The sequence below is a fragment of the Flavobacterium sp. LK-23 genome, from assembly GCF_058135255.1.
In genome coordinates this window covers 53,168-77,067 of the sequence record NZ_JBYUVT010000011.1, presented here as the reverse complement: position 1 = coordinate 77,067, position 23,900 = coordinate 53,168, and the positions used below count along the sequence as shown (strand labels likewise).

Below are 23,900 nucleotides of genomic sequence, written 5' to 3'. Positions count from 1 at the left end.
TCATGTTTTATTCTATAGACTAGAATGATAATTACTTCACTTTTCTTTCTAAAACCCTATTTTTTAATCAGTTTAAAAGTTTCTGATTTATCTTGGTTGCTAATAGTAAGAATATACAAACCCGCTGATAATCCTGAAACTTCTATGGTTCTATTGTTTGAAATTCCCTGGCGTAATTTTTGAGATTGTACATTATATATTTCGTAAGTAAAATTAGCATAGGGATAATTAAATACCTCGATCTTATTTTCTACAGGATTAGGTGCTATGTAGGGCAAGTCTTTTGGTGCAATGGTGGTAATTTTATTTTGATCCTCGTTGCATGCTTTCTTAATAAGGCTTTCTAGTTCTTTGTTAAAGTATTTTTTTTCATAGCCCAAATCACGTGCTTTCTGAAAATAATCGCAAGCTTTTTGCGACTTCCCTAGATCATCATACACTATTCCAAGATATTTATTTGCTACAGAGTTTTTTTCATTAATTCGTAAAGCTTCATTCAAATCTGCAATTCCCAAATCGGTCTTTCCTAATTTATGATAGGCCAGCCCTCTTATTGTTCTTAAATCACTCTCTTCTGTTCCGTATCCATTTTCATATAGATTCGCTTCATTTTTAAAAGCAATATTTATATTTTCTACTGCTTTATCATACTGCTCCAATTCCAAATATGTATAGCCTAAAACCCAGTGCGCAAAATTATGATTTGGAAATCTGCGCTCCACTTCGTCCAAATAATAAATTGCCAATCGATAATCATGAACTTCTGTTGCTAAATAAGCTCCAAGATTAAAATAATGTCTTGTTTCTTCCGGATCAATCTGAATTGCCTTTAGCCTGTAATCAACACTAAGATTATCGTTTTCAAATCTGGAATAAATGGTAGAAAGCCTACTGTAAATTTCAGCCAAATCCTGATTTAATCTGGGAAATTGTGCAGCATTTGGACTTGCTTTAAGATTTTCTAGATGCGCTTTAAATCCTAAAAAATCAAACTCTGCCAATACATTGTCCTCAAGATAAGTACGGCTTGCTGCTCTGCCATAAAGTAGTCCGTAATTATTAGGATCTGATTTTAATAACTCATTATTTTTGACAATAATCGCATAGTTTTCTTCGACTTTCACTTTATTTTTGAGATTATCCTCTTTAAAGAAATCAGTTCTTTTAATCAAAATTCCTTTTTTAAAAAGCCATGTGGTTTTTAACTTTCCATCGCTTGAAAACTTTTGACAAAGACCATTCATCTGACTGTTTTCATCAAAATAAAATCTTTCATCCAGTCCTCCAACAATATGATAGGTTTTAATACTATCCAGCATTTGATCTGCTCCCAAATAAAACTCTCTCGCAACTAGTCCATTTTTAAAATAAGTTTTGTTTACGGTTCCTTTTTTTTGAGCAATGGTGTGAGTTTCAAAAACTAAAAAAATGATTATAGTTAAAATCACACAGCGAGTTTGGCAGCTATTTTTCATATAAAGTATTGATTCAGTGTCTTTAAAATTAAATTACTTAAGTTTTTAAAAACTAAAAAAACTTTTTATTGTAAAAATATTTTGATTAAAATTATTATTTCAATTATATTTATTCAAAAGTCGGTAGTATTTTATCGCTTCAACAAAACTCTCACTACACTAAAAATTATTTCTCTTTTAAAACTAAACCATCCAACTGTGTTTCATTATCTTATTAACCTTTTTTTTCCTAAAGTCTGTAGCGGATGCCGCGCTCTTTTACTTCAAAACGAAACGGTTTTCTGTACGATTTGCCGACATGAAATGCCTCTCACTCAATATCATTTAGATCCAAAAAATGAGGCCATGAAAAAGTTTTATGGCAAGATCGATATTCAATTTGCCTCTACCTTTTTGTATTTCAATAAAAAGGGGATGGTTCAAGAATTAATTCATAATTTAAAATACAAAGGCCATCAAGAAATTGGCACTGTATTAGGAAGCTGGTATGTTGAAGATTTAAAAGAACTTCCATTTGAGATTCCTTTTGATGCTGTAATTCCGGTTCCACTTCATAAAAGAAAATTTAAGGAACGTGGCTACAATCAGGTTACTACTTTTGGAAAAGCAATAGCATCTGGTTTTGGAATTCCGTTTGAGGAAAATATTTTAATTCGAAAGATATATTCTAAAACACAATCCAAAAAGAATCTTTTGGGAAGATCGGAAAATATCCAAAACATTTTTGATGCCGAATTTACTGAAGCCGATTACAACAAACATTTCTTAATTGTTGATGACGTACTCACAACAGGAGCAACAATTGAAGCTTGTTCGCTAGCTTTATCAAAAATTCCTGGCGTAAAAATCAGTATGATTTGTATGGCGATGGCCCATTAAGCCATTTCCAAAAATTTAGTTTACCAATATCTTCTTCACTACTTTTCTTTCTCCATCTGTAACCGTTAAGAAATAAAGTCCTGAAGGCACATATGGCAATTGAATGTCTTGAATGAAATATCCTGAACCTTGAAAAGTTCTCTGGTAAACATATTTGCCTACAATATCATTAACATAAACTTTAATCTCGCTTACTGAATCTCTACTAAATTGTACTGTAAAACTTCCTTTATTTGGATTTGGATATGCAACAAAGTCAACATTCTCAAAGTCATCGTTCCCTAAAGTATAGGTTCTATTACAAATATTTACCGAAGCAGAATTAATAGTTCCTATCATTCCAACCTCACTATCAATAACTCTAAAAGTCCATGTTCCTTGTGAATTTTCTCCATTAAAAGCACTTAATAAAGTTGACGGAATCACAATTTGACTTGTCGTTGTACCGCAGTTTAATGCAGATCCGCTATCATCAAACTGTAAAGCAAGAGTTGAATTTGTTCTGGCGCAATTTTTATTGAATAAAGTTACAACTGTTCCTTTCGGGCTTACGATTTCCATAGTCAAATCTGAAAATCTATCATGTGTTACATTTACCGAAACGTTGACATCTGAAATAGATCCAGAAGATGCGGGCACAGAAACCGTTCTATTCACATAAACATTATCTCCTGTTGAATATCCGCCTCCAAAATTATAAGACGCGCAAGATGTCGAAACGGTGTATCCTACAGCAAAGGAGGCACTGTTGACAGCATAATAAATATTACCAACCGGCTCTATTAAAAGTCGACAATTTGTAGAAGCCTCAATTTCTGACGGAACCAATATAGTTTCTGTTCCATCATTTGGAGTATTTCCTGCTAAAACAATTGGAAATGTTAATCCGCCATCTAGAGATAATTTTATATTCACGTTTGACGATCCTGGAAGTGTATTTGTGTTATTTACGCTCCAAGTTATAGTTTGTGCAGATTCTTTTGCCCATGCGATATCGCCTTCTTTTTGTGAAGTTACGGCAAATGGCCCAGCTGCAGCAGTTACCGTTACAACCATCGCATCTGTATAGGTTTGTCCTTTTCCTTGTACCGCATTGTCTCTTCCCGTAAGGGTAAAATTCATTGTTTTTCCAATAGAAGAAACAGATTCCCAAGTTGTAGTAAGCTGATTATTTAGTACCGAATTAAGAGCAGGCATATAACGGACTGGCGATGTTGTTGGCGTAAACGATCTAAACATTGGCCCATCTGGTTTTGTTGGAGAAGGGAAACTATTATTTCCAAAAGCCGTTGTTGCACTATCATATTGCTCCCAAGTATAAGTTATCGTATTACCTTCAGCATCAGAACCCGTCCCTGTTAAAATAAATGGCGTACTAATTGGAATGGTATAATCTGGACCTGCATTTATAACAGGTGGATTATTATCGACTATAGGTGTTGAAACTGGACACGTTTTTCCAGCCAAATTATTCTGTATCTGATTGATGCTTGCATAAGAAAAATAAGAATCAGAATGATCCTGAACATTATAACCATCTGTTACTCCTGCGTATCCCATAATCGTAGATCCACTTCCTGGTTCATAGCATGCGCCCAATCCTTCATTTGCATGCGAAAAAGTATGCGTTGCCCCAAGCTGATGTCCCATTTCGTGAGCAACAAAATCAATGTCAAAATTATCTCCTTGAGGTTTTCCATCTGCTGGAGAGGTATAGGCACTACCCTTTCCAACAGAATTGCTAGGAGTTGGACTGTCGCATACACAGCCAATACAACTGGCAAGTCCGCCGCCTCCAGAACCTCCAAACAAATGGCCAATATCGTAATTAGCTTCGCCAATAACGCTAGTTAATGTGGTCTGAACTTCTTTTGGCCAAGTAGGATTATCATTATCAGCACCTATTCTCGGAATAGAATAAGGATCTGCGGCAGCATCTGTATAAACAACAGCATCATTATTGGCAACTAAAATTAGTTCTACAGCAAGGTCTCTATTAAAAACGCCATTTACACGAGTTAAAGTAGCATTCATTCCTGCTAAAGCTCCCTCCTTTGTACCACCAAAATAGGCTGCGTATTCACCTGTACAAGATAATGCCAATCGAAGTGTTTTAAACTGTTTGGAGCTAGAAGCTGTTTTTGCAGTAGTCGTAGATTTATCTTCAGAAATCGAATGGATTGTTTTACAATTCAAAAGCGCTCTTGAATCTTCATTATCTGCCGACTTAAACAAAACATATTCTGATTTGTTATCAGGATTTTGTTCGATATATTCATTTGGTTTTTCAGTTCTAAAAACCATTGTTTGCAGACCAATTGGAGCAACACTAAAATATACTTTTGCACTTTTATCGTCTATTCCGCGACCTTCATAAGATCTAATTTGTGGATATTTTGCCTGTAATTCTGGATCAAAATTAGATGATTCCCAAACTGCAAAACGTTCTAGATTTCCATCAGTATTTGGAATTGTAATTTCTGATGTTGTATTTTTTGCTGTTTTACTCGATGCCGAAACTAACTTAGAACTAAGAAGATTGGCATTTAGCTTATAATATAATTTATTAGAACTTGCCCCATCTGCCTTTCTTGAAAGCGATGAAGAAGTTACTTTTTGCCATAAAGCATCTTGTGCATTAGCAGTGGCAAAACAAAAAATTAAAAATATATAAAGTAGTTGTTTTTTCATACCCTCAAAATATAATATCAAAATTACTTTAATTAATTTGAAATCATATTATCTATCCGACAATTATTGCTTTTTCGTCGACGAGTTGGCAAATTTTTACAAAAAGATAGATTATGCGTTAAAATTCGATTTGGCATAGCATTAAATTTTAAACAGAATAGTATAAATTTGCAGCATCTTAAATAATTTGTTTTGAAGCTCTTTCATTCTATAAACGATTTTCAGTCAACCAAGAAAACTATCTTAACTCTTGGTACCTTTGATGGCGTACATATTGGTCATAAAAAAATTCTAGAACGAATTACTGAGAATACTGAAAACGGGAAATATGAAAGCCTGGTTCTTACCTTTTTTCCGCATCCGCGAATGGTTCTTCAAGAAAAATCTGAGATAAGATTACTGAATACTATTGGCGAAAAAATAAAACTTTTGGAAGCAACAGGTATTGAAAACTTAATTGTTCATCCTTTTAACGAAAGTTTTTCAAGACTAACAGCCGAAGAATTTGTTCGCACTATTTTAGTGGAGAAATTTCAGATTCAAAAAATTATTATTGGGCATGATCACCGTTTTGGCCGTAATAGAACCGCCAATATTGATGATTTAATTGCTTTTGGAATTGAATACGGATTTGAAGTTGAACAAATTTCTGCAGAAGAAATCCAAGATGTTTCGGTGAGTTCGACCAAAATTAGAAATGCTTTAAATGAAGGAAACATGGCTTTGGCCAACGAGTATTTAGGTTATAACTATTTCTTGAATGGAACTATTGTGAAAGGAAAACAATTGGGACGAACAATTGGATTTCCTACAGCTAACATTAATATTGAAGAAGATTACAAACTAATACCAAAAATCGGTGTTTATGTTGTAAAAGCTACCGTAAATGACGAAAGTCTTTTTGGTATGATGAATATTGGATTTAATCCAACGGTTAATGGCGAAAAGCAAACCATCGAAGTTCACTTGTTTAATTTTGATAAAGATATTTACGATCAAAGCATCGAAGTTTCTTTGCTTCATTACATTCGCGATGAGCAGAAATTCAGTTCGGTAGATGCATTAAAAGCACAGCTTCATCAGGATAAAATGGATTCTTTGGCTTTTATAGATTCTTCTCTAAAAAATCAGACTGTATAGTTTTTATCGTTTTTAAATCATCGTAGTTATTTTTTTAGTAAATTTGATAGAACACTGTTTTTCAAATATTTACTATTAACTTCTAAAAAATAACCACTATGAAATTACCTAAAGAAATTACCAACGGGTTTTTGATTTTCCTCGGAATTGGCATTTATTTTTTATTAATGAATGTACTAGGTTTAGCAGATTTATTTTATCTGAGAACACTAAACGTTTTCTTTATATTTTACGGTGTCAACAGGACAATGCAGATGAACTTACAGGAAGGAGAAACCAATTTTCTATCAAATGCTATTTCTGCAATGACCACTTCTGTGGTTGGTGTATCTATGAGTGTATTTGGCTTATTAGTTTATAGTTACGCTCGAGGTGGAGATGCTTACGTAAGAACTTTGTCTGAAACTTTCATGTTTGGAGGAAATCCATCAGTGCCAACTTATTGTATTTGTTTATTATTTGAAGGAATTGCTTCTTCTGTAATTGTTACTTTAATGATGATGCTGTATTGGAATAACAAATATGCAGCCGATTAATCTGAAACTGCTGCAAAATTTTTACGGAAATCACTTTTTATAAATGCCTCTTTTGAGCATCGATTAGATTAAAAATTTTAGTCAATAGAGATCTTAATTCTCAATAAATATTTTTAAATTGCTTGTAGCAGAGAGTTATAAGCAATTTTTTTATTTATAAAAATGAAATTAAAACAAATTGAAAGGGTAAAAAAAATCTCAAAAGAAGAGTTTGTTTCCCAATATGTAAAAAAACAAATTCCTGTTGTTATCGAAGAATTGACCGAAGATTGGCCAGCTTATAACAAATGGAAATTATCTTATATGAAAGAAATCGCAGGAGATTTGGTCGTTCCTTTATACGACGACAGACCTGTAAATCACGAGGATGGGTTCAACGAGGCGCATACCACAATGAAAATGAGCGATTACATTGAGTTACTACAAGAAAAGCCTACCAATTATCGTATTTTTCTTTACAACTTAATGAAACAGGTTCCTTCGTTAAAAAATGACTTTTTATGGCCTGAAATTGGTTTAAAATTAGTCAAGCAAATGCCAATGTTGTTTTTTGGCGGTGAAAATTCGAAAGTGTTTATGCATTATGATATTGACTATTCGAATATTCTTCATTTTCATTTTCACGGAGAAAAACAATGTATGATTTTCCCTCCTAGCCAATCAAAATTTATGTATAAAGTTCCTCACGCATTAATTTCGAGAGAAGATATAGATTTTGACCATCCAGATTATGAAAAATTTCCAGCACTCAAAAATGCCGAAGGCTATATTACCAATCTAAAACATGGAGAAATGCTTTATATGCCTGAAGGATATTGGCATTATATGAAATATCTAACGCCAGGATTTTCTATGAGTTTGAGATCGTTTCCAAAAAACATTGTCAATTTATCCAAAGCAGCATACAATGTTTTTATTATGCGTCATTTTGATATTATGATGCGGAAAATTCAAGGCCAAAAATGGATTGACTATAAAAACGAAAGGGCGATTACCAATACGCATCAAAATTTACAGCGTAGTGCTTAATAAATGTAAAAAGCGGTTGAGAACTTAAAACTCAACCGCTTTTTTATTTATCTAAATACTATTTTTCTTGTCACTGTATTTCCATTATCTAAAGTGATTTTAACCAATAAAACTTGAGGGCCAGATTGAAAATTTGGTATTAGCCATTCTTTACTTTCTATTTGTTTTTTACGATATAACAATTTGCCTCCCACATCATAAATAGCGACTTCGTCCAGATTTTCCTGCTCAGGCATAGATTGCAATCTGATGTTTTTATCTTTAACCGAAACAAAAACCCTCTTATCTTGATTTTCAAAATCTTCGTTTCCTAAAGGTTTGCCACCATTTGGATTTGTATAACGCAATACAAATCGGTCTAGAAAAGTTCCTGGCGCAGAGATAAAGGTATATCCTCCAGATTTAAGGTTATGTACCGTATTTGTTACCTTATCGTGCAAAAATATATCCTTATTGGCCAAATCTCCATCTGTATGATCTATAGCAATTGTAAAAGCACCTTCTTTAATAGTCGATTTATATCCTAACGGAATTGTATCGGTTACCACAAAAGGTACCGCTCGTCCTTGAATAACTAATTTTTTACCGTCATTGATACTATAAAAATCAACATACGGATTTGCATTCATTGTTACAGCATCGTAATTAAAATCAAATAAGTTTGTTGCTCCCGTTATGTATCCGACAAGTAATTGTTTAAAAGCTCCTTCTGTATTTGTAAAATTTAACCAGACACGATGTTTTTCAATAACCTCTGTTTTCGCAGATTTATAAAACTGACTATTAGAATTAGGAACTCTCATCGAATTTGTAAAAACACCTCTTTGCCCTGTTCTTGCTTTTGCAAAAAAACCTTGCCCAGCGGCAATGTAACCTTTTAATGGCTCTTGATTTCCTGGCGATGGCGCACCAATACCAGTTAAATTGCCAATTGTAGTGTCTCCTGATAAATTATAAATGGCATAATCATCGTTTGTATAAGTATAAGTATTGCCTCCTGGCACAGCTATTCTTGGCGATGTATTATGCGTCCAAAAAAATAATGTACCATAAAAATTAGCGGCATTATCATGAATAAACTCATCTGCATAAATTGCTGAAGGATATGGATTTCCAAAAAAACAAAACTTTTCGGGGCCCGCTACAGGACCTTGAATTGTTCCATTATTTGGCACCCCAACAAATTCGCCTGTAAAAACACTTGGCGTTCCAGTCTGAAAAGACTGTGGACCTCTAATGCTATAACCTCTTCCTGGTTCCATTGTCATTGTACCGTACAAATTGGTTGCCCATTTAAAATCGGAAGTCCAGTAAAAATATTTATCGAATAGCGTTTCTGGCGAGAATTCATTCATGGTAATATCTGCAACTGGAGAAGACCAGTAGGTAAGATCAAATCGTCTTACAGATGTTTTTCTTCTGTAAGTTATATTTCCAGTATTACTAACATCGGCAACCTGAACCAAACTTGAGTTATTTTCAAAAATCAAAACCCCATTACCTAATACACTGACTTCATTTGTCACCGTTAAAGAATTTGTTTCTTCTACAATTAATGATCCATTATTTTCAATCGTTAATCTACTGGCAAAAAAACTTCCATTGGTTCCAGAAATAATAGGATCAACACCTACATCTGGAATATCTATACAGTCGGAAGCAATAGGAACTCCTGCTGGAGTCCAATTTACAGGATCACCCCAATTAGCGCTAACATTTCCATTCCAAACTTTAGTAACAAAAGCATTTATTGTAATTGGTGTTACTTCTGATTCGCAACCTGATGAACTATTTCTCACTTGCACATTGTAACCTCCAGAAGACAAACCTGTAAATATTCCCGAAGTATTACTAAAATCTAATCCATCAATACTATAAGTATATCCTGTTCCAGATGCAGGCGAAGTAACCGTGATAACCCCCGTATTATTGATACAGCTCGGCTGTTGTGTTACTGAAGCAGTTGGCGCAGCTGAAATTGCATTTACAGTTAAAGAAACATTTTGAGTAGACGGGCAGCCATTTGATGTTGTAATAGTCATTATACCATTGTAAGTACCTGCTGTGGCATTTGCTGGAACATTCACATTTATAATATCTCCTGATCCAGAACTAAAAGGAAACGGTGTCGCTCCTTGATCTGTCAATGCAATCCAATCGATTTCATAACTAACTGGAGAACCCGTAGTAGAATTGTAACTTAAAGTAGTAGTCTGCGCTGAAGAACTTTGACAAACTGGAGTAAAGACCCCTGCAGTACTTATTGTTGGAACGGCATTAATCGTTAAAGAAACGGCTTGAGTTGCCAAACATCCATTTGACGTAAAAATTGTCATTACTCCACTATAATTTCCTGCCGCTGTATTTGCCGGAATAGTAATATTATTAATATTTCCTCCTCCCGAATCAAAAGAAAAAGCAGTAGTTACTTGATCATTCAATAATGCCCAGTCTATAGAATAGCTAACCGGAGAACCCGTTACAGCAGAATATGGTAGAGAAGCTGTTTGCTCTAATGCATTTTGACAAATTGAAATTAAATTTCCTGATGTTGTAATTGTTGGAACTGAATTAACTGTTATAGTAAAATTATTGCCTGTCGAAATACAGCCAGCTGCATTAGAAACTGTTAATGTTCCTGTGTATGTTCCCGCCACCGTATTTGCAGGTATTGGAATATTAATTGAACCTGCTTGTAACGTAGCATTTGTAACTGGTGCAAAGGTATTTGTCGGACTTGCATTCCAGATAATACTGTAAGTCGTTGGCGCATTCGTAACTGCCGAATAAGGCAATGTTACATTTTGCAAACTAGTGCTCTCACACACAGCTGTAGTTGAGCCTAATGTTATGGTCGGCAATGGGTTTACGGTAACGGTAAAATTGTTTGCTGATGACACGCATCCGTTTGCATTGCTTACTGTTAAGATTCCCGTGTACGTTCCCCCCGCAGTATTTGCAGGTATCGGGATATTGATTGAGTTTGCTGGCAATGTCGCATTTGTAACTGCTGCGAAAGTATTTGTCGGACTCGCATTCCACGTAATGCTGTACGTCGTTGGTGCATTTGTCACAGCACTATATGGTAAAGTTGTACTCTGTGCGCTCGTACTTGCGCATACCGCAGTAGTGACTCCCAATGTTATTGTCGGCAATGGGTTTATGGTAACTGTAAAATTGTTTGCTGATGACACACATCCGTTTGCATTCCTTACAGTTAAGGTTCCTGTGTATGTTCCCCCCGCGGTATTTGCAGGTATCGGAATATTGATTGAGTTTGCTGGCAATGTCGCATTTGTAACTGCTGCGAAAGTATTTGCCGGACTGGCATTCCACGTAATGCTGTAGGTCGTTGGTGCGTTTGTCACAGCACTATATGGTAAAGTTGTGCTTTGTGCGCTCGTGCTTGTGCATACCGCAGTAGTGGCTCCTAATGTTATGGTCGGCAATGGATTTACGGTAACGGTAAAATTGTTTGCTGATGACACGCATCCGTTTGCATTTCTAGCCGTTAAGGTTCCGGTGTATGTTCCCGCCGCAGTATTTGCAGGTATCGGAATATTGATCGAGTTTGCTGGCAATGTCGCATTTGTAACTGCTGCAAAGGTATTTGCAGGACTAGCATTCCACGTAATGCTGTAGGTCGTTGGTGCGTTTGTCACAGCACTATATGGTAAAGTTGTGCTTTGTGCGCTCGTGCTTGTGCATACCGCAGTAGTGGCTCCTAATGTTATGGTCGGCAATGGATTTACGGTAACGGTAAAATTGTTTGCTGATGACACGCATCCGTTTGCATTTCTAACCGTTAAGATTCCTGTGTATGTTCCCGCCGCAGTATTTGCAGGTATCGGGATATTGATTGAGTTTGCTGGTAATGCAGCATTTGTTACTGCCGCAAAGGTATTTGTCGGACTCGCATTCCACGTAATGCTGTATGTCGTTGGTGCATTTGTGACAGCACTGTAAGGCACCGTTGTGCTCTGTGCACTTGTACTTGCGCATACCGCAGTAGTGGCTCCCAAAGTTATTGTAGGTAACGGATTTACAGTTATAGTAAAATTTGTTGGAGCGGCAGACACACACCCAGCCGCATTACTAACTGTTAGCGATCCAGTATATGTCCCGCCAGCAGTTCCAGCAGGAACCGCAATACTTATTGAATTTGCTGGCAAAACTGCATTTGTAACAGGCACGAAGCTATTTGTCGGACTTGCATTCCATGTTATACTGTAATTTGTTGGCGCACTCGTAACTGCCGAATAAGGTAATGTTACATTTTGCAAATTTGCGCTCGCGCACACAGCTGTAGTTGAGCCCAAAGTTATTGTTGGTTGAGCACTAACTACGATACCGATAGCATTATTCACAGTAGTAGATGAAGTACAATCTACTGAAGTTAAAGAAGTAACTGTAATAGTGCTATTCCCTGGAGTAATCAATCCCCTTGCGGTAAAACTTCCAGATCCGGCAGTCGTAACGACCATTGGTTCTGTTAGTCCTGCCGCATTGGGTAGACTTGTACTGTATGTTACGGTGTATATACCAGCTGGCAGACTAGCCGCTGACCCTGTTAATTGCACTTGTGTGGTAGTTCCTGTACAAACATTTGGCGCCGATATTGCAGTTAAACTATATGTTTTACATGTATATGTAATGTTAACTTGTCCTCTAGCACCACTTCCACCATTATATAAAGTTGATGGAGTTAATAAATTTAAGGAACTAGCTGCTCCAGACCCCCCTCCTCCATATTCCTGTCCAGGCTTTCCTGCACCATTTGCTCCCAAGAGACTAGCATAACCAAGTCCTCCTGCTCCTCCTTTTTGCGGCCCTTGATTGGCTGCATTACCACCATTTCCAGAAGAAAGTGCTAAATTTAGTAAACTATTATACCCTATTCCGGAAGCCCCTCCATTTGTCATCGTTATACTTCCTATAGTACCGGTAGTTGCAGGTGTCGCACCAGGAGGAGTATCTCCTGTAGTTGGAAGATTAGCTGTACCTCCTCCGCCACCTGGCGCGAAAAAAACTCCTTGAAAACCGTTTATATAAGATGCTCCCCCACTGGATCCATTAGCTGTTCCTCCTGCTCCTGGAAGACCAACAATAACATTCAAAGTTGATGCTGTTATTCCTGTAATTTTTCCTAAAGCATATGCACCTCCTCCTCCTCCAGGAGCACCTCTTCCCCATCCGTTACCACCCTGAGCTGCACCTCCAGCTCCTCCTGCACCCCAAGCTTCAACAGTAACTTCGTCCATACCCGCAGGAAGAGGAAAAGAAGGATTACTAGCTGGAACTGAATGTACTAAAGTTTGCGCTTTTGAAGTAGTATAAAAAATTGATAAAACTAAAACCAGCAGAATTCTTAATCCTCTACTTGATTTTAATGGTTTCCCAATATAAGTTATTAAAGATAAAAAGCTGAAGAGACCCAGCGTAGTAAGTAAATCTTTTTTCATCTTGTGGCATTTTAGTAATTGAAAAATAAATTCAAACTCAAAACATGATTAATTGCAAAATGAAAAAGACAAATGCTTTAAAGCCATACCAACAAGACTGAGTCTTTATATAGAATTAATGAAGCGCTCCAATTTTACAATCAACTTAAGGCAGATAAAACACCGTTTTTGAAACTGTGTTTTTTGAAAAAAAATCAAATCATGGGCTTATAGAAAAAGTATTTCATCGATTAAAAAAGCATTTCATCGACAAAAATCAACTACAAGGTACGATTTTATTGACATACAAATTCATTATGTAGTATTAAACACATAATTTTAACACTAAAAACTCAGAAAATACAAAAAATAAGAAAAAACTGTTAATTTAAAAACAAAAACAATATAACTAACTGTTTATCACTACAATATGTAATGCAAAAAGTAATTAGACAAGTTTCAATTCAGTATTTAAAAAATGACTTTTTTTGAAGCAGATTTTCCATTTTCGAAAATGACTTTTACTAATAAAACCTGATGAGAAGAGAACAAGTTTTCGATCGAGACTTTTTGGGTTTCAAGCTGATCTTTTTTATACAGTAGATTTCCTAAAACATCAAATATTACTACCTCTTTTATTGGTTCAGCGAAAGAATCAATACATATGTTGTGTTTTTTAACCGATACTAAAATATTCTTCGAGATGTTATCAGAAATATTATTTCCTAAAGTTTTATTACTGTAAATTATAGAAAAACGATCATTAAAGGTTCCTGCTTCAGAATCAAAATGATAAGGAAGTTCAGAAATATTATGTGTTTTATTCAATTTTTTATCGACTATAAAAATAGGCTTATCATTAAAAAAATCATCTTTATGATCTATTTCAATTTTTAAATTATCACTAACTGTAGTTTTATAACCTATTGCTATTGAATCGCTTTCTAAAAAAGGCAATTCACGGCCTTGGATTACTAATTTTTTATTTTCTATTATACTATAAAAATCCAATGGCATCCCTGAACTTACATATTCTGCATCATAATTCAGATCTAAAGAATTTGAAGCGCCTGATGCATATCCAAGTAAAATCTGTTTGAATTCATTTTCATTGTTTTTAATGTTTAGCCAAAACCGATGCTTTTTGGCAACAGATTTTGCTTGTGAGTTTGGAGCTGGTCTAAAAAAGGAAGTATTTCTATCTCGAACTTTCATACTATTTCTAAATTCTAAAGTGCCTGTTAGATTGCTTTTTACAAAAAAGGCTTGTCCCGAAGCAATTGTACCGTTTGGTGCGTCATTACTAACTCCAAAACTTAAAGCTGAGCTTGTGCCAACACCTCCTAATAAATTGTAAACTGCATAATCATCATTAGTATATCGATAGGTATTAGTTCCTGGAATTGTAATTCTAGGCGGAGTATTATGCGTCCAGAAGTATAATGCACCCTTTGTTTTCGGCTCATTTACTGTTAAGAAATCATCTGCACTTATGGCACATGGATATGGATTACCAACTAGATAAAAACGATCTGCGGCAATCAACTCAACTTCTATCTTACCATTGTTTGGAATTCCTTTGAAAACACCCTGAAATATTGCTCGCTCTGTAGTAGAAAAACTTTGGGGAGCTCTAATGCTGTAGCCACGACCAGAGATCATAGTCATTGTTCCGTAAAGGTCTGTTTTCCATCCTAAAGTGGAATCGTGCCAGAAATATTTATCAAAAAGTGTTTCGGGTGAAAAATCATGCAATGTCATATCAGCTACTGGTGAAGACCAATAGGTAAGGTCAAATCGAATTACTGGTTTTGTTTTTCTTTTTAAATGAACAATTCCTGTGTTTACTATGTCATCATCCTCTTGATATAAACTAGCAGAATCTTCTAAAACAAGTATCCCTTGACCGGTATATGCAAACTCGATTCCTAATGTGTTTTTTTCAAGTAAGGTAACCGTTTTATCTTGTTCAATATTGCATCCACAAACATTGGCTGTTGTTAAGTTTGGAAAACTTTCTTTAAAATAAACATCTTTTCCCGCAGAAGGATAACCATTCGACCATGAAATTCCATCCCAAGTTGTGGTATTAACGCAAAGTTTTAAGCGGGCAATTCTATGTTTTGAAATGCCAGAAACAGAATTAAAATTACCACCAATCATCAATCTATAATCTTCATCAAATTTCATTGCAAACAGCGTATTATTTGATGGCGCCGCAAAAGAATTATCATACAATCCTGAAGGCAGTAAACGAATCAATCTAGAAGAAGCAATAGTATTATATGTACCCGAAAAACTTCCTCCTACCAAAATTCTATCGTCTGGCTGCACTAAAATAGCACGAACATCTCCTTTACTAAAGCCAGCGACTGATTGGAATGTAGCATCCAGACTTCCATCACTATTTAATCGAAGAATGCGTTTTTGTGGAACTTTATTAAAATTCAAAAAAGAACCTCCGACAATAATCTTATGATTGGATTGAAGTGCCATTGCATACACATATTTATCAAAACCCTCTTGTATATTAAAGCTAGCATCAATACTTCCATCTTGATTTAGCCTTACCAAACCTGCAAAAGGCATATTGTTGAAGGTTTTAAAATGACCTCCAACCAATATCTTTCCATCTTCTTGCACGACTAGACTTTCTATTACACTGTCTGCACCTAAACCAATATTAAAAGTTGGATCTTTTATTCCGTCTGGAAGAATTCGGACAATTCTATTAGCACTAACAGCATTGTATTTAGTAAATGATCCTGCCACAATTATTTTTTGATCGGACTGAATTGCCATGGTATACACTTGTGCATTAAATCCATCGCCAGTGTTAAATGAATTATCAATTTCTCCATTGGCTAATATCCTAACCATACGATTATGAGTAAGATCATTGTACTTTGTAAAATTCCCTCCTAAAACAATCTTTCCGTCATTTTGAAGTACAGTAGTTTTGATTAGATTATTACTTCCAGAATTTGTGGCGTTAAAAGTTGGATCGATCGCTCCGTTTTCTAATAAGCAGACCATTTTGGGAGTAGCAAGCCCGTTAAAAGTTTTAAAATTTCCGCCAACTATTATCTTTCTACTTGGAAGGGGTAGAATACTAAAAACAGAATTATCAAATCCTACTCCAGAAGCCAAATAGGAAATATCGTGTTCTCCTTCACTATTAATTTTTGCTAACCTTCCTTGATTTTGGCCGTTAAAAACAGCGAAAGAGCCGCCTACAAACCAAGAATCTTCTTCATCAAATTCTAAAGCTAGAACTGATGCAGAAGCAGGTCCTGTACCAATATCAAAATTAGGTTTTACGCTGCCATCAGATTGTAGAAAAATTAATCTTATCGCCTCGTTTTTATTGTAAAATCCGGTAAAAGAACCGCCTACCATGATATCGCCATTCTTATTAATTCTGATTGTCTGAACTCCTTCTTTACTAAAACCTGAGCCAGTAGCGAAGCTTTCATCTTTAGTTCCGTCTTCATTTAAGCGAATAATTCTATTCGCTTCAACATTATCAAAAAGGGTAAAATTACCACCCAAAACCATTTTCCCATCAGACTGTAAGGCAATGGCATTAACATCATCATTGAAGCCAGCCCCCATATTAAAGCTAGAATCGAAAGTGCCATTAGAGTTTAAACGAATTATTCTATTGGCAGAAATGCCATTAAAAGTGGTAAAATTACCCGTAAGAATGATTCTCTGATCTGATAAAACTTTTACTTGTGTAACATTTAATACGGATCCAGAACCGGTAAGAAACGTAGAATCGATTGTTCCGTTTGGCAATAAACGTACTACTCTGTTCACTGTACTATTATTATATTTTGCAAAGCTTCCAACTATAATTATTTTACCATCTGATTGTAAAGCAATATCATATACAATCCCTGTAGCTGCTCCAATTGTGGTATCAAAAGTAGCATCATAAGAACCGTCTTCATTTAAACGAATTAATCTTCCCGCTTTAATTCCGTTATAACTTGTAAAATTTCCTCCAACAATAATTTTTCCATCGGCTTGTAGACAAGAGACATAAATCTTACCATTAAAACCTGTTCCAGTATTGAAACTTTCATCTATAGATCCGTTTGGATTTAATCGAGTCAGGTACGAGACGGCTGTCCCATTCAAACTCAAATAATCGCCACCAACCAGCAAAGCACCTTCTTTGTGAAGGAGAAGCGTTCGAACCGTATTATTAAATCCATCTCCATTTTGGCCATCATCTAGAACGTTAAATGAACTGTCGACTTTGCCTTGCTGCGAGAAAAGCGTTTGAGCTGATATCAAAATTAGGATTAACGAATAAAATATATTTTTAATCAAAATGGTGTAATTAAAGTTTAAAATTGTAAGAATTAAACTAAATTATAAAGCCATAATTAAAAACACAATACCAAGATTTAGGGATTTTTATAAATTAAAAAAAGCCCATTCTTTAATAAAAGAATGGACTTTTGAAGAAATATTATTTTTTATTACAAATTAGAAAAAATGACTTTTTTAGTAATAGTAGAACCATTTTCTAAAGTTACTTTAACTAATAAAACCTGATCACTAGAGTGTAAATTTGCAATCTGCAATTCTGACGAATTTACTTTGTTTTTGCTATATACTAACTGAGCGCCAACGTTGAAAATAGTAACTTCTTTGATCGTTTCTTTAGAACAAGTAATACTTATTGTTTTGTTTTTTACAGAAATCAAAACGCTGTTTTCAATATTTTCTAAATCATCTGTACCTAATGTTTTACTGGTATAACGTAGGACAAAACGATCAGTAAAAGTTCCAACTAATGTACTGAATGTATAGTTTTCGTTACGTAAATTAATTGTCTTTCCAGTAGTTTTATCTTCTAAGTAAACTTCTTGTTTATTAAAGAATCCATCTCCATGATCTAGTCCTATCGTAAAATCGCCTGCAACAGTAGTTTTATATCCTAACGGAACTAAGTCGGTATTTTCAAAAGGCAGAGCACGTCCTTGAATAGTTAATTTCTTTGTTTCGTTTAAACTATAAAAATCAAGATAAGAGTTACCTGAAATTGTAGGAGCGTCATAATTAAAATCTACGTTATTAGTAGCGCCCTCAATATAACCAACTAATATTTGTTTAAAAGCACCTTCGCTATTTACCATATTTAACCAAATACGATTTCTTTCAATGCTTTTACTTTTACTAGCTACTTTAAAGAAGCTACCATTAACTGATGACCCTCTACGCATATCATTGTTAAAATGTATTTCAGTCGTTTTTGGTCTAGCAAAAAATCCCTGACCTGCAGCTATAAATCCGTCAAATGATTTTGTTCCACTAACAACAGTACCTCCTGAAGCTGTATAAACTACATAATCATTACTAGTATAACGATAGGTATTGTCTCCTGGAGCTTTTATTGGAGGAGCAACGTGAGTCCAGAAATAAAGTGCGCCTAATACATCCTTATTCGCATCCCACAATGCATCTACATCGATCGCAGATGGATAAGGATTTCCTAATAAAAACCATTTATCTGGAACCACTGATGGTACCGTTATATCACCATTGTTTGGTCTTCCTTTAAATTGTCCAGTAAAGTCAGCAGGAGTTTGAGTATCAAAAGACTGCGGTCCTCTAATGCTATATCCTTTTCCTCGTTCCATTTCCGCCATTCCGTACATATTAGTTGCCCATCCTCCAGTAGGACTATAAGTAAAAAACTTATCGAAAAGGGTTTCCGACGACAAATCCTTCATTTTAAAAGTATCTGGTTCTCCCGTAACTGGACTTGACCAGTAAGTCAAATCGAAACGGTTTATTTTAGTTGCTCTTTTATAAACAATCGTACCTTGATTTTGCACATTCGTAGTTTGTAATAGACTTGAACCACTTTCAAATACTAAGTTACCATTAGTTGTCACTTTATTTGTGATTGTCAGAGTTACTCCATTTGGGACAATTACATTTGATGCCGCAGTAATAGTTAAAGAACACGCTGCTATGTTTGGCTTAGCAATTGTAAAAGGCTGGTGACTTGCTGTAACATATGAAATCGTAACGCTTTTACTTCCGTCAGGTTCTCCATTTGTCCATCCTGTTGCATCCCATTCTGTATTAGAGCTTGTATCTGTTATCGTAACAGTCGCAGGACTTGAAGTACAACCTGTAGTATTATTTGTAACAGTAAAGCTATAGGTGTCTGCTGCTAAATCTTGAATAGCTAAAGAAGCACCTGGTCCAGGATAACTTTTTGGCAGAGTCGTTGCTCCTGTTTGATTAACAGTCCAGTTTCCTGATAAACCTGTTATTGTTATGCTTCCTAAAGTATTACATGCAGCATCGTTATTTTTTGCAATTGTTGGGGCTGTAGGTGTTGCATTAACTGACAATGTTACATCACTTGTAAATGCTGAGCTACAATTTGGAGTCGAACTTGTTGTTGTAATCTGAGTTATGCGTAAAGTTTGCCCATTATTCGCATAAGTCAATACTGGTGTGGTAAAGCTAGCCGTTCCTCCAGCAGTTGCTACAACAGAGGTAATTGGAGTTTGCGTTACACTATTTATCGAATATGAGATTGTTGATGTACTTCCTGCCAATAATCCAGTCAAATTGATTGTTGCTGCAGACCCTGTACACACTGAAAGTGGTTGACTAGCACCTGTTAATGTTGGTGTAGGATTAACTGATAATGTCACATTTGTTGAGAATGACAAGCTACAGTTCGGAGTTGAACTTGTAGTTGTTACTCCTGTTATCTGTAAAGTGTGTCCGTTATTTGCAGTAGTTAATGCTGGAGTAGTAAAACTAGCCGTTCCTCCAGAAGTTGCTACAAGAGAAGTAATTGGAGTTTGTGCTACACTATTTATCGAATATGAGATTGTTGATGTGCTTCCTGCCAATAATCCAGTCAAATTTATCGTTGCTGCAGATCCTGAACAAACTGAAGCTGATTGAGATGCACCTGTCAATGTTGGTGAAGGATTAACTTTTATCAAAACAACCGCAGAAACATTCGGGCATGTACCACCTGAAGTTACCGTTCTTCTGAACCAAGTATCTCTAGTCACTTGAACTGTTGGAATATAATTCTGAGTATTATTTGTTCCTGGAGCTGCACTAAATCCTGAAGTCGAACTTGTTGTGCTAATCTCCCATAAATAAGCATAAGTTCCGCCTCCTGTAGGTGCACTTCCTGAAATTTGTCCCGGTATTGTACCAGCACAAATTGGCTCTGAATATCTCGCAACAGCTTTGTAAGCTTTAAAAGTACCAACACATGGATCGTCAAAATTCTCGTTATTAGCTACAACATTAATGGTTCCTGTATTTCCTAAAAGACTACTTTCTGTGTAAGACTGACTTTTTACAGCAGAGTGACATACATAATTAATTTGAAATGCCCCACAAGATCCGGTCGGAGAACCATAACTCGCAAAACTTATTGTGTTAAAATAAGTTCCAGCAGGAGCTGTAAAGATGGCTGTTTGATTTTCATCTACAGCCACACAAACCGAATTAGAATTACCATTATTGTATGTTATGATATTATTGCCTATTCCAACAGTTATGGTTCCAGTTGTGGTTGCTGTTGTACAAGAATTACCTGTTGTGGTAACATTATAGTTGAATATGCCTATTGCAATTGGATTTCCGCTAATTGTTAAAGTATTTCCAGTAACTGAACTTGTTACTCCAGAAGGAAGACCAGTGACAACCGCATCTGTTGCGCCACCACTCAATGTCAATGCTATCGGTGTCATTGCATTATTTTGACAAACGCTTCGATTTGCTCCTGCAGAAATAGTGTGTACTGGATTTACTGTTAGCAGTTTAGAACTTGAATTAACTGCACATAAACCATTGTACACTACACATCTTACTCTATAACCATTCCAAGCAACTGGCGTATTGTTCAAGCTTAATACCCGAGTAGTATATCCGGACAAGTTAGCTGATAATGAAGCATCAATATTTGTCCAACTTGTACCATTTAACGAATACTGCCATTGATAACTAACTCCTGTAGTGTTAGATGTTACTGAAAAAGTACCTGATGTGTTTTCGCAAATTGTTAAATCATTAGGTTGTACTGTAATAGTAGGAGAAGTACAAGTATTATTTATAATTCCACTAGCCGTAGAAACAAAGTAAGTATCATTTTTATTTGCCGCAGCAGAACCTGTCGAACCCCAAGTCCCTGGAATCATTACTGCCCCTCCAAGTATAAGTGTTGCTGTACTATGAGTAAATGTATTCAAGTTAGCAATAGATCCTCCTAAAACTGAAAAATTCTTACTAACAGTTGTTGCTTGACTCAATGTTACTCCTGAAGAATGCGTATTGCTTATTGTAAGATTATTTACCGTTGAAGGTAAACCTGTGCTGGTCACCTGAAAAACTGTTCCATTAAAAGTATAGTCAGCTGCTGTACTAAAAGTACGTGTCATAGATCCAGAAACTGGCACTGCTCCATTTATACCATTAGCATTTGCTGTAATTAAGGTGGCGCCTGAATTTAACACAAATTTTGCTGTTCCTGAGCCGTTTCCTCTTCCTCCCGATGGTACAATTTTAAAAGTTCCTAAATCGATTGTTCCACTTACATTAAGCTCTCCCATCCAAGGGTCTGTATCACTAGTTAAAGCTGTATTTAATGTAAGGTCTGAAGCCAATTTTAAAGTACTTCCACTATTGACCTTATATTTAACCCAGATTGCAGCAGCATCAGTTGGCATATTTAATGTTTGTATACCTGTACCGTTAAAATTAAAAATTCCGTTTTGTACTGCTCCAATTGTTGTTATAGAACCTGCTCCTGTTGTATTTGTGAAATTACCTGCTATATTCACATTACTTACACCAGAAGTACCTCCGTTAAAATCAAAAACACCACCTGTCTGTGTGTAATTACCTAATATGGAATGCGTAAAACTTGTTGCATTATTAGCTACAAAAGTTCCACTAGTTAAAGTAAAATCATTATTAATTGTAAGGCTTCCTGTTGCTGTTTTTGATCCGCTTCCTGAGATAATAAGATTAGAATATGTCGCATTACGTACAGTCTGATTTCCACCATTATACTCAATCGTAAATCCTGACGGAAATGAAGCTGGTGCAAAAGAATAATTTCCACCCCAAGTTCCGGCACCAACTCGTAATGTTCCCGCTACCAAGTTGTTTGTTGTAGCCGTTAAAAGAAATGTTTTTGCATCAAATATTCCGGAGGTATTAGTAAATGTCCCTATAGTAATATTACTCCCAAGAGTAACAGATCCTCCTGTCTTATTAATTCTTAACTCTCCACCAGTAGTAGTTATTTTATTTGATAAAGTCTGATTATTTGTACCTGTAAAAACAGCTGTCGCACCGCTACCTGTAGATGTACCATTAAATGTCCAGTTTCCTGTAAGAGAAATAATCATTGAACCCGCCGCTGTTGTCCAATTCCCGTTTCCTGCGACATTTCCGTTGACAGTAAGGATTTCATTATTAACCATCGTAAGCCTCCCTGTAATTGTTAATCCTGCACATGTCTGATTTCCACTAGTAGAAACATTAGCTCCATTGGCAATAATAACAATATCTGTAGGCAAAGGAACAACGCCTCCAGACCAAGTTGATCCTAAATTCCAATTCCCTCCGGTTGAAGTACTTGTTATTGTCGCAGCATTTACAAAAGAAACAACAAAAAACATTCCAACACAAAGTAATCCTAAACTTGGTGTATTTAATCTTTTGAGCAAAGATTTAGAAGAAATGAAAAATAAAAACGAGTAAAGTAATTTTCTCATCATATAACAGTAGGTATTTGTTTTAAATTTGTTTTTGGTTGCTTAAAGCAAAAAGGCATTTCTTTCAAAAAGAACAATGTTCTTTAGGTAATTCACTGAACCCTAAAATGTTAAATTCTGGCATTTTAGGCCGAAACTTAAAATGTTAAAATTCCGTACAAAAATATTTAAATTAGCCTAATACGCAAGGTTATAATTTATTTCTTTTTATAAAATATTAACAAATTTCAGAATTATTTTATAACAAATCGAGCATTACTCAATTTAAACGTTAAAACGCATGAAAAACCCGACGAACAGCACTTTCACCATCAAGGAAGCTTTACAAAAGTTAGAGCACTTTTGTGCTTACCAAGAGCGCTGTCATGATGAAGTTGTGGCTAAATTATACAGCCTAAAAATGACTCGTGATGAAATTGATATTGTTGTGGTACAGCTAATTGAAGGGAATTTCTTGAACGAAACTCGCTTTGCTTGCAGTTTCGCAAGAGGCAAACACAGAATTAAACATTGGGGAAAAATCAGAATTACCAATGAATTGAAAGCAAGAAATATTTCTTCAACCAATATTACTTTAGCCCTGAAAGAAATTTCTTCTGAAGAATATTTTGAAACTTTTGAAAATCTTGCAGAAAGATGTTGGAATTCTATTTCCGAAACCAATCTGCTCAAAAAACGTAAAAAATTTTGCGACTATATGCTCCGAAGAGGTTATGAAAGTAATTTAGTTTACGAAAAAGCAAAAGAATTAGAAGAAAACTAAGTTCGTTTTCAGCACTACAAAAAAAGAATATCTGCAACTTTCTTAAAATTTCTCTACCTCTTTTAAAGGCTTAAAAACTCACATTCTCTTAAGTTATAAATTATTCCGTTTTTGAAGAATTTATACCAAATCTGACGTTTTTTAGTCAAAAAACTCAA

10 protein-coding genes are annotated in these 23,900 nt (G+C 35.4%); 5 read left to right on the top strand and 5 right to left on the bottom strand.

Annotated features, from left to right (window positions below; genetic code table 11):
• Positions 1-56 precede the first annotated feature (56 nt).
• Positions 57-1,475, bottom strand: a complete 1,419-nt coding sequence (locus AC3Y25_RS16285; protein WP_489903456.1) for a T9SS type A sorting domain-containing protein — start codon at positions 1,473-1,475, stop codon at positions 57-59.
• Between the two features lie 345 nt (positions 1,476-1,820).
• On the opposite strand from AC3Y25_RS16285, the gene AC3Y25_RS16280 reads away from it, so the two are divergent.
• On the top strand, positions 1,821-2,354 hold the full coding sequence (locus tag AC3Y25_RS16280) for a ComF family protein (protein ID WP_489903455.1): 534 nt from the start codon (positions 1,821-1,823) through the stop codon (positions 2,352-2,354).
• 15 nt (positions 2,355-2,369) lie between these two features.
• Here AC3Y25_RS16280 and AC3Y25_RS16275 read toward each other — a convergent pair whose 3' ends face one another.
• Positions 2,370-5,045 (bottom strand): zinc-dependent metalloprotease, encoded by a 2,676-nt coding sequence (locus AC3Y25_RS16275; RefSeq protein ID WP_489903454.1) that lies wholly within the window; start codon positions 5,043-5,045, stop codon positions 2,370-2,372.
• Positions 5,046-5,237: 192 nt separating this feature from the next.
• On the opposite strand from AC3Y25_RS16275, the gene AC3Y25_RS16270 reads away from it, so the two are divergent.
• From AC3Y25_RS16270 to AC3Y25_RS16260, 3 genes are all read left to right on the top strand, one after another.
• The gene (locus AC3Y25_RS16270) at positions 5,238-6,185 is read left to right on the top strand and encodes a bifunctional riboflavin kinase/FAD synthetase (protein WP_489903453.1); all 948 of its coding nucleotides are present in this window, start codon (positions 5,238-5,240) and stop codon (positions 6,183-6,185) included.
• Between the two features lie 98 nt (positions 6,186-6,283).
• Positions 6,284-6,721, top strand: a complete 438-nt coding sequence (locus AC3Y25_RS16265) for a hypothetical protein (RefSeq protein ID WP_250834827.1) — start codon at positions 6,284-6,286, stop codon at positions 6,719-6,721.
• Between the two features lie 162 nt (positions 6,722-6,883).
• Positions 6,884-7,750 (top strand): cupin-like domain-containing protein, encoded by an 867-nt coding sequence (locus AC3Y25_RS16260; protein WP_427875537.1) that lies wholly within the window; start codon positions 6,884-6,886, stop codon positions 7,748-7,750.
• Positions 7,751-7,797: 47 nt separating this feature from the next.
• Here the strand turns inward: AC3Y25_RS16260 and AC3Y25_RS16255 are convergent, their stop codons facing one another.
• The 3 genes from AC3Y25_RS16255 to AC3Y25_RS16245 form a co-directional block, all read right to left on the bottom strand.
• Positions 7,798-13,212, bottom strand: a complete 5,415-nt coding sequence (locus AC3Y25_RS16255) for a DUF8693 domain-containing protein (protein ID WP_489903452.1) — start codon at positions 13,210-13,212, stop codon at positions 7,798-7,800.
• A gap of 450 nt (positions 13,213-13,662) precedes the next feature.
• Complete coding sequence (locus AC3Y25_RS16250; RefSeq protein WP_489903451.1) at positions 13,663-17,496, bottom strand: DUF8693 domain-containing protein; 3,834 nt, start codon at positions 17,494-17,496, stop codon at positions 13,663-13,665.
• A gap of 188 nt (positions 17,497-17,684) precedes the next feature.
• Positions 17,685-22,982 carry a DUF8693 domain-containing protein gene (locus AC3Y25_RS16245; RefSeq protein WP_489903450.1) on the bottom strand — a complete coding sequence of 1,766 codons (5,298 nt, stop codon included), beginning with the start codon at positions 22,980-22,982 and terminating at the stop codon, positions 17,685-17,687.
• Positions 22,983-23,259: 277 nt separating this feature from the next.
• Here AC3Y25_RS16245 and AC3Y25_RS16240 point away from each other — a divergent pair, with 277 nt between their 5' ends.
• Positions 23,260-23,742 carry a regulatory protein RecX gene (locus tag AC3Y25_RS16240; RefSeq protein ID WP_489903449.1) on the top strand — a complete coding sequence of 161 codons (483 nt, stop codon included), beginning with the start codon at positions 23,260-23,262 and terminating at the stop codon, positions 23,740-23,742.
• The last annotated feature ends 158 nt before the right edge of the window (positions 23,743-23,900 follow it).